This window comes from Nonomuraea longispora, from assembly GCF_004348345.1.
Lineage (GTDB): Bacteria > Actinomycetota > Actinomycetes > Streptosporangiales > Streptosporangiaceae > Nonomuraea > Nonomuraea longispora.
The window spans coordinates 19,920-27,952 of sequence record NZ_SMJZ01000118.1; the positions used below are offsets into that span (position 1 = coordinate 19,920).

An 8,033-nucleotide genomic window follows, 5' to 3' on the forward strand; every position below is an offset into this window, starting at 1 on the left:
CATGTCAACTCCCGTACTGGAACGGCCGGCACCGGAGAAGGCGAACGGCCGCGTGGGCGGCCACCTGCTCGACCCGAGACAGCTGATCGCCTCACTGCCGGACGCGCTGAAGAAGCTCAACCCGGTCACCCTGTGGCGCAACCCGGTGATGTTCGTCGTGGAGATCGGCGCTGTCTTCACCACCGTGCTCGCCGTCTTCGACCCGTCCTTCTTGGCCTGGGCGATCGTGGTGTGGCTGTGGCTGACCGTGGTCTTCGCCAACCTGGCCGAGGCCATCGCCGAGGGTCGCGGCAAGGCACAGGCCGCCACGCTGCGCAAGGCCAAGACCGACGCCCAGGCCCGTCGGCTGAAGAACCCGGAGGACCCCAGCCAGTGGGACGTCATACGCGCCCCCGAATTGCAGCAGGGCGATCACGTGATCGTCGAGGCCGGCGAGGTCATCCCCGGTGACGGCGACGTGGTCGAGGGCATCGCCAGCGTGGACGAGTCGGCCATCACCGGCGAGTCGGCGCCGGTCATCCGCGAGTCCGGTGGCGACCGCTCCGCCGTGACAGGCGGCACGAAGGTGCTGTCCGACCGGATCATCGTCAAGATCATGCAGAAGCCGGGCGAGAGCTTCGTCGACCGTATGATCGCGCTGGTCGAGGGCGCGAACCGGCAGAAGACGCCGAACGAGATCGCGCTCAACATCCTGCTCGCCGCGCTGACGATCGTCTTCCTTGTCGCCACCGTCACCATGCAGCCCCTCGCCGTTCATTCCAAGGCCGTCAACCCCGGCGTCCCCGACTCCCTCGCCCTCGACGGCAACGGCGTCACCGGCGTCGTGCTGGTGTCCCTGCTGGTCTGCCTGATCCCGACCACGATCGGCGCTCTGCTGTCGGCCATCGGCATCGCCGGCATGGATCGCCTCGTGCAGCGCAACGTCCTGGCGATGTCCGGACGCGCCGTGGAGGCGGCCGGTGATGTGTCCACACTGCTGCTGGACAAGACGGGCACCATCACCCTCGGCAACCGGCAGGCCGCCGAATTCGTCCCGATGGACGGGGTCAGCGAGGCGGATCTGGCAGAGGCGGCGCAGTTGTCCAGCCTGGCCGACGAGACTCCCGAGGGCCGCTCGGTCGTGGTGTTCGCCAAGCAGCGCTACGGCCTGCGCGAGCGCCGACCAGGCGAGCTGGCACACGCTGAATGGGTGCCGTTCACCGCCCGGACCCGCATGTCCGGGGTCAACCTTGCGCCGGACTCGGGTGCGTCAGACCTGGACGGCCATGCGGTGCGCAAGGGCGCCGCGACCGCGGTGATGAAGTGGGTACACGATGCCGGAGGCCACACGAGCGACGAGGTCGGTCACCTGGTGAACCGCATCTCCGCCTCCGGTGGAACCCCGCTGGTGGTCGCGGAGAAGGGCCGCGTGCTCGGCGTGATCCACCTCAAGGACGTCGTCAAAGAAGGAATGCGGGAACGTTTCGCCGAGATGCGCCGCATGGGCATCCGCACCGTCATGATCACCGGCGACAACCCACTGACCGCCAAGGCCATCGCCGACGAGGCCGGCGTGGACGACTTCCTGGCCGAGGCCACCCCCGAGGACAAGCTCGCCCTGATCAAAAGGGAGCAGGAGGGCGGTCGCCTGGTCGCGATGACCGGCGACGGCACCAACGACGCCCCAGCCCTGGCCCAGTCCGACGTCGGCGTCGCCATGAACACCGGCACCTCGGCCGCCAAGGAGGCCGGAAACATGGTCGACCTCGACTCCAACCCGACCAAGCTCATCGAGATCGTCGAGATCGGCAAGCAGTTGCTGATCACGCGCGGCGCGCTGACCACGTTCTCGATCGCCAACGACATCGCGAAATACTTCGCGATCATCCCGGCCATGTTCGCCGCGGTCTACCCGGGCCTGGACGCGCTCAACGTCATGCGCCTGTCCAGCCCCCAGTCCGCGATCCTGTCCGCGGTCATCTTCAACGCGCTGGTCATCATCGCGCTGGTCCCGCTCGCTCTGCGCGGCGTCCGTTACCGGCCTTCCAACGCGTCCAAGCTGCTCAGCCGCAACCTGTACGTCTACGGCCTCGGCGGCGTCGTCGCGCCCTTCATCGGCATCAAGCTCATCGACCTTCTGATCCAGTTGCTTCCGGGGATGTCATAAATGGAACGTCTGCCAAGCTGGGTTCGCCAGCACGTGGCCGCGCTCAGAGCGGTTGCCGTCCTGACCGTGCTGCTCGGCATCGTCTACCCGCTGGTCACCACCGGCGTCGCCCAGGCTTTGTTCAACGACCACGCCAATGGGTCGATCATCGAGAAGGGGGGCAAGTCCGTGGGCAGCGCGCTCATCGGCCAGTCCTTCACCGACGCCGACGGCGACCCGATCCGCAGGTATTTCCAGTCCCGCCCGTCGGCGGCCGGCGACGGCTACGACCCTACCTCCACCAGCGCCAGCAACCTGGGTCCAGAGGACATCGTGGACACCCTGCCGGTGCCGGGCGCCCAGGACGAGGAGGGCGACCTGGATGAGGGCAAGCAGTCGCTGCTCACCAAGGTCTGTACCCGCTCCAAGGCGGTCGGCGCGTTGGAAGGCGTCAGCGGCGCCCGCCCGTACTGCACCCCGGACGGGGTCGGCGCGGTGCTCAAGGTGTTCCCCGACCGTGCCGTGAGCGTCAACCAGGCCTGCCCGGCCACCCCGTTCGTGACCGCGTACCAGGGCCTGAAGGTGGAGTGCGCCAGGCCGGGCGAGGACTACGCGGCCGGAAAGACCGTGCCGGTCAGAGGTGACGCGGGAACGCCGGCCGTGCCATCCGACGCGGTCACGGCGAGCGCCTCCGGCCTGGACCCGCACATCTCCGTGGCCTACGCCGGGTTGCAGGCGCCTCGCGTGGCCACGGAACGCGGCCTCGACCGGGCCCGGGTCGAGCAGCTCATCAAGGAGCACACCGTCGGTCGGGCGCTCGGCTTCATGGGCGAGCCGGCGGTGAACGTGCTCGAACTCAACCTCGCACTCGACCGCTCATGAAAAGGGGTCGCCTGCGGGTCTACCTTGGGGCGGCACCCGGGGTGGGCAAGACGTACGCGATGCTCGGCGAGGCCCGCCGGGCCTGTGAGCGCGGACGGGACGTGGTCGTCGGGTTCGTCGAGACCCACGGCCGCTCCCGCACCGCCGCCCTGTTGGAGGGCCTGGAGGTGATCCCCCGCAAGACGCTGGCCTACCGCGGGGCCACCTTCACCGAGTTGGACGTGGACGCCGTCATCGCCCGCGCGCCGAAGGCGGCGCTGATCGACGAGTTGGCCCACACCAACGTGCCCGGCTCGAAGAACGTCAAGCGCTGGCAGGACATCGACGACATCCTCGACGCCGGTATCGACGTCGTCTCCACGGTGAACATCCAGCACCTGGAGTCGGTCAACGACGTCGTACGGGAGATCACCGGCATGCCGCAGCGCGAGACCGTTCCCGACGAGGTGGTGCGGCGTGCCGACCAGATCGAGTTGGTCGACATGTCCCCTGAGGCGCTGCGCCGCCGCCTGGCGCACGGCAACGTCTACGCCCCGGAGAAGGTGGACGCCGCGATGTCCAACTACTTCAGGGTGGGTAATCTGACCGCGCTGCGCGAACTTGCCCTGCTCTGGGTCGCCGGCAAGGTCGACGAGCAGCTCGACCGTTACCGCGCCGACCACGGCATCCACAGCACCTGGGAGGCGCGCGAGCGTGTGGTGGTGGCGCTTACCGGCGGCCCGGAAGGCGACACGCTGGTACGCCGGGCCGCCCGCATCGCCGCCCGCACGAAGGGTGCCGACCTGCTGGCCGTCCACGTCACCAGCGCCGACGGGCTGGACGGCGGGGACCCGGCTAACCTGGCCCGCCAGCGCGCCCTGGTCGAAAGCATGGGCGGCACCTACCACCAGGTCGTCGGCGACGACATCCCGCGGGCCCTGCTCGACTTCGCCGGTGGCGTCAACGCCACTCAGCTCGTACTGGGAGCGTCGAGAAGGAGGCGCTTCGCCCAGATCTTCTCCCGTGGCGTCGGGGTCGAGACCACGGCCCGGTCCGGCCCCATCGATGTCCACCTGGTCACCCACGAGGAGGCCAAGAAGGGCCGCCGCCACCCCGAGCGCTCCCGGGCCGCGCTCACCAGGAAGCGCAGGCTGGCCGGCTGGGCGGTCACGGTGGCGGGCCTGCCACTGCTGACCGCCGCGCTCGCCCCGCTTCGCGACGTGCTCTCGCTGTCCACCGAGATCCTGCTGTTCCTGAGCCTGGTCATCGGAGTCGCGCTCGTCGGCGGAACGTGGCCGGCGATCACCGCGGCGGTCGGCGGCTTCCTCCTGCTCAACCGGTTCTTCACTCCTCCCCTGTACACCTGGACCATTGAGGACCCGGAGAACCTTCTCGCCCTGGTGGTGTTCGTCCTGATGGCGACCGCGGTCAGCGCGATCGTCGACCTGGCCGCCCGGCGTGCCCGGGAGATGGCCCGCGCCCGAGCCGACGCCGCGACGCTGTCCACCCTGGCGGGGCACGTACTGCGCGGCGAGGCGGCGCTGTCCTCCTTGCTCGGACGACTGCGCGAGACATTCGCCCTGGACTCGGTCACCCTGCTCGAACGCGTCGGCGAGCCCACGCCGGACGACCGATTCGAAGCCCGCGCCTGGCGCACCATCGCCACCTCCGGCTCCACACCCTGCACCACCCCCGCCGCGGCCGACAGCGACGTGACCATCGGTGACCAACTGGTACTCGCCGCGCGGGGACGGCTGCTGGATGCCAGCGACCGGCGGGTGCTGGAGGCGTTCGCCGCCGAAGCGGCCGTCGCGCTGCGCCAGGAACGCCTGCAGCGGGAGGCGAAACAGGCCGAGCCGCTGGCCGAGGCCGACCGGATGCGCACCGCGCTGCTGGCGGCCGTCAGCCATGACCTGCGCACCCCGCTGTCGGCGGCCAAGGCCGCTGTCGAGAGCCTGCGCAGCCACGACGTCGACTGGACTCCGGAGGACCGCGAGGAGCTGCTGGCCACCGCCGACGAGTCCCTGGCCAGGCTGGACCGGCTGGTGGAGAACCTGCTCGACATGAGCCGCCTGCAGGCCGGCGCGCTCGGGCTCTCCCTCCAGCCGCTCGCCCCGGAGGAGGTCGTCCCCCACGCCATCGACGACCTCGGGCCGCTGCGCGACCGGGTCGAGGACGACATCCCCGTCGACCTGCCCGAGATCGTTGCCGACCCGGCCCTGCTCGAACGAGTGCTGGTCAACCTGATGAGCAACGCCGTCCGCTACAGCCCGCCCGCGCGGCAGGTCATCGTCACCGCCAGCTGGCACGACGACCAGGTGGAGATCCGCGTCATCGACCGCGGCCCCGGCATCCCGCCTGAGGCGTACGAGCGGGTCTTCATGCCGTTTCAGCGGCTCGGCGACCGCGACAACGGCACCGGCGTCGGCCTCGGCCTCGCGCTGTCACGCGGGCTGACCGAGGCCATGGGCGGTGCCCTCATTCCCGAAGAGACACCAGGAGGCGGACTCACGATGATCATCAGAATGCCGATCAACTCCGGGCGGTGACTCTCCATGACCAAGATCCTCGTCGTCGACGACGAGCCGCAGATCCTGCGCGCACTGCGCGTCAACCTGGCCGCCCGCCACTATGAGGTGGCGGTCGCCGCCGACGGCGGCTCCGGCTTGCGTGAAGCCGCCGAATGGCATCCCGATCTCGTCGTCCTCGACCTCGGGCTGCCCGACATGGACGGCATCGACGTCATCCACGGTTTGCGCGGCTGGACCAAGGTCCCCATCGTCGTCCTGTCGGGTCGGGCCGGCAGCGCCGACAAGATCGAAGCCCTGGACGCGGGAGCCGACGACTACGTCACCAAGCCGTTCGGTATCGACGAGTTCCTCGCCCGCATCCGCGCCGTCGCCCGCCGAGCCACCGTCCACGAGGCCGAACTGGCCAGCATCGAGATCGGCGACCACACCGTGGACCTGACCCGCAAGACCGTCTCACCAGGCATACGGCTCACCCCCACGGAATGGCACATCCTCGAAATCCTGCTCCGCAACCCCGGAAAGCTCATCCCCCAGCGCTATCTGCTGGCCGAGGTGTGGGGCAGCAAACACGTCAAGGAGACCCACTACCTGCGCCAGTACATGGCCCAGCTCCGTAAGAAACTCGAACGCGACCCCGCCCATCCCAGGCACCTGATCACCGAACCCGGCATGGGCTACCGCTACACCCCATGACGCCTTCGCGCCGGGCTTCTCCTCGCCACGGCGAGCCGTGACGCCGGGTGGTCTGGGGCGAGACCGAGCCACGACGATCGAGGGTCTCGAACGTCGACGGACGCCTTCGTCTTCCGTACCCGGCGAGTCCTGCCCATGACCACCCCGTTCGCGCTGGCTCCACGACAGGACCGGCTACGCGCCCCGCGGTTCCCTGACCCAGAAAAGCGCCCGCTGCCCGGCCCACGAGGACCGGCACCCGTCGCTCTCGGTCGGCGTCACCGCTCAGGGCGTGGTTCTGATCACCTGTCACGGCGGGGCGACGTGTCCCACGCCGGACATCCTGGCGGCACTCGACCCGCCCATGTCCGCCCTGTGGCCACCACTACCGTCTGCCTGCGATCATCACCGCCGTACGTGAACGGCGCGTGGTGGTCATCGCCGAGGAAGAGAAGGACGTTGGAACGACTGCCCCGGATCGCATGCCTCCAGGCGCCGGAGTCGTGACGCCTCTGGGGGTGATCTGTTCGCCGTCCTTCTCCGCGGCGAACAGATCATCCACGCGTTACTGGTCGCCCATCAGGCATGCACCTGGCACGGTGGCGGGCCGTCCACAGTGTGGTGCTCTATCAGTCGTCTCCTTCGTCTTCTTCCTCGTCGCCCTCGAAGATCTCCTCGACGACCTCGCCCGCCACCAGGCCGCCGACGACGCCTGCGGCGCCGGCCGCAGCGACCGTTCCCCAGCCCGGACCGCTGCGATGCTCATGGTGCTGCGGGTGTCCGTAGCCGTCATGGTGGTCGCCGTAGTAGTCGCCGTGGCCGTACCCGCCGTGGTGGCTGCTGTGCCCGTATTGGGTGAGGCCGGACAGCCAGCGGTCGAGTTCGCTGGGCCAGTCGGTGTGCATGGCGTCGTCGTGGCTGATGGTGAAGCGGCCGATGGCGTCGCCGGAGTAGCGGCCGGCACGCTTGTCGGCCTCCAGGATCACTTCCAGCCCGTGGGGGCCGGCGACGAAGGTGAGCTCGACCTCTCCCACGACCCCATGGTGCTGGGCGGGCGGGTAGAACTCGATTTCCTGGTAGAACGGCAGTTCCTGGTGCACGCCGTACAGGTGGCCGGCTTCCAGGTCGGCGGACTTGAAGTGGAAGCCGAGGTCCAGCATCGCCTGCAGGATGCGCAGTTGAGAGGGCAGCGGCTCGACTGCCACCTCGTCCAGGTCGCCCTTGTCGACGGCCTTGGCGATGGCCAGTTCGGTGCGTACGCCCAGCGCCATGCCGGTCAGATGCTGCCCGCCGATCTCGCTGATCGGCGTTTCCCACGGCACCGGGATGCGGAAGTCGATCAGCTTGTCCTCGCCCTTGCGCAGGACGAACGGGCCGGACACCTGGGCGCGGGAGAACTCGCCGAGCCCGGCGCCCTCGCCGTCGCCGTGCTCGATCTCGACCCGGGCGACCAGGCCGAGGGTGATGTGCTCGATCTCCGCGTCGAAGTCGCCGCCTTGCAGGCGCACTTCGCCGGACAGCACGCCGCCCGGCTGGATTCGCGCTGTGGTCAGGACAGTGTCCACCGAGGGGGCTCCGACGCCAAAGGCGCCCAGCATCCGTTTGAAGACCACGATCTGTTCTCCCTGTCGACGATTGGCGGCACGGTCGTGCCGCTCGCGTAAACGATCAAGGCGAGGGCCAGGTTCCGGCGGTGAGGTGAATCTTCCCCGGGAGTTGCCCCAAAAGGAGGCGGTTGAGCCGGGAATACGACGTTTACCCATGGGGTGCGGGTTCTGAGGGCGGGCCTGGTTCATGACCGTGCACGTAACGGGAGTCTGCCGACGGGGGTCAGGTGGGGCCGG

General features: G+C 69.2%; 5 protein-coding genes. 4 read left to right on the forward strand and 1 reads right to left on the reverse strand.

Annotated features, from left to right (window positions below; genetic code table 11):
* The first annotated feature begins 1 nt into the window (after nt 1).
* The 4 genes from kdpB to E1267_RS27175 are packed head-to-tail and all read left to right on the forward strand — an operon-like array spanning nt 2 to nt 6,210.
* Nucleotides 2-2,146 carry a potassium-transporting ATPase subunit KdpB gene (gene kdpB / locus E1267_RS27160; protein WP_132336301.1) on the forward strand — a complete coding sequence of 715 codons (2,145 nt, stop codon included), beginning with the start codon at nt 2-4 and terminating at the stop codon, nt 2,144-2,146.
* Complete coding sequence (locus E1267_RS27165) at nt 2,147-3,007, forward strand: potassium-transporting ATPase subunit C (RefSeq protein ID WP_132336303.1); 861 nt, start codon at nt 2,147-2,149, stop codon at nt 3,005-3,007. It abuts the gene before it with no gap.
* On the forward strand, nt 3,004-5,535 hold the full coding sequence (locus E1267_RS27170; protein WP_132336305.1) for a sensor histidine kinase: 2,532 nt from the start codon (nt 3,004-3,006) through the stop codon (nt 5,533-5,535). Before E1267_RS27165 ends, E1267_RS27170 begins: the two co-directional genes overlap by 4 nt.
* A 6-nt stretch (nt 5,536-5,541) precedes the next feature.
* Nucleotides 5,542-6,210: a response regulator gene (locus tag E1267_RS27175; protein WP_132336307.1), complete on the forward strand. Its 669-nt coding sequence runs from the start codon at nt 5,542-5,544 to the stop codon at nt 6,208-6,210.
* Nucleotides 6,211-6,818: 608 nt separating this feature from the next.
* Here E1267_RS27175 and E1267_RS27180 read toward each other — a convergent pair.
* A complete protein-coding gene (locus E1267_RS27180; RefSeq protein WP_132336309.1) occupies nt 6,819-7,802 on the reverse strand; it encodes a sporulation protein in 984 nt (327 codons plus the stop codon).
* Nucleotides 7,803-8,033: the final 231 nt, after the last annotated feature.

Bases quoted from the DNA above. Each gene is read 5' to 3' on its own strand.
- E1267_RS27165 (WP_132336303.1), top strand. From the start codon at position 2,147: ATGGAACGTCTGCCAAGCTGGGTTCGCCAGCACGTGGCCGCGCTCAGA.
- E1267_RS27170 (WP_132336305.1), top strand. From the start codon at position 3,004: ATGAAAAGGGGTCGCCTGCGGGTCTACCTTGGGGCGGCACCCGGGGTG.
- kdpB (WP_132336301.1), top strand. From the start codon at position 2: ATGTCAACTCCCGTACTGGAACGGCCGGCACCGGAGAAGGCGAACGGC.
- E1267_RS27175 (WP_132336307.1), top strand. From the start codon at position 5,542: ATGACCAAGATCCTCGTCGTCGACGACGAGCCGCAGATCCTGCGCGCA.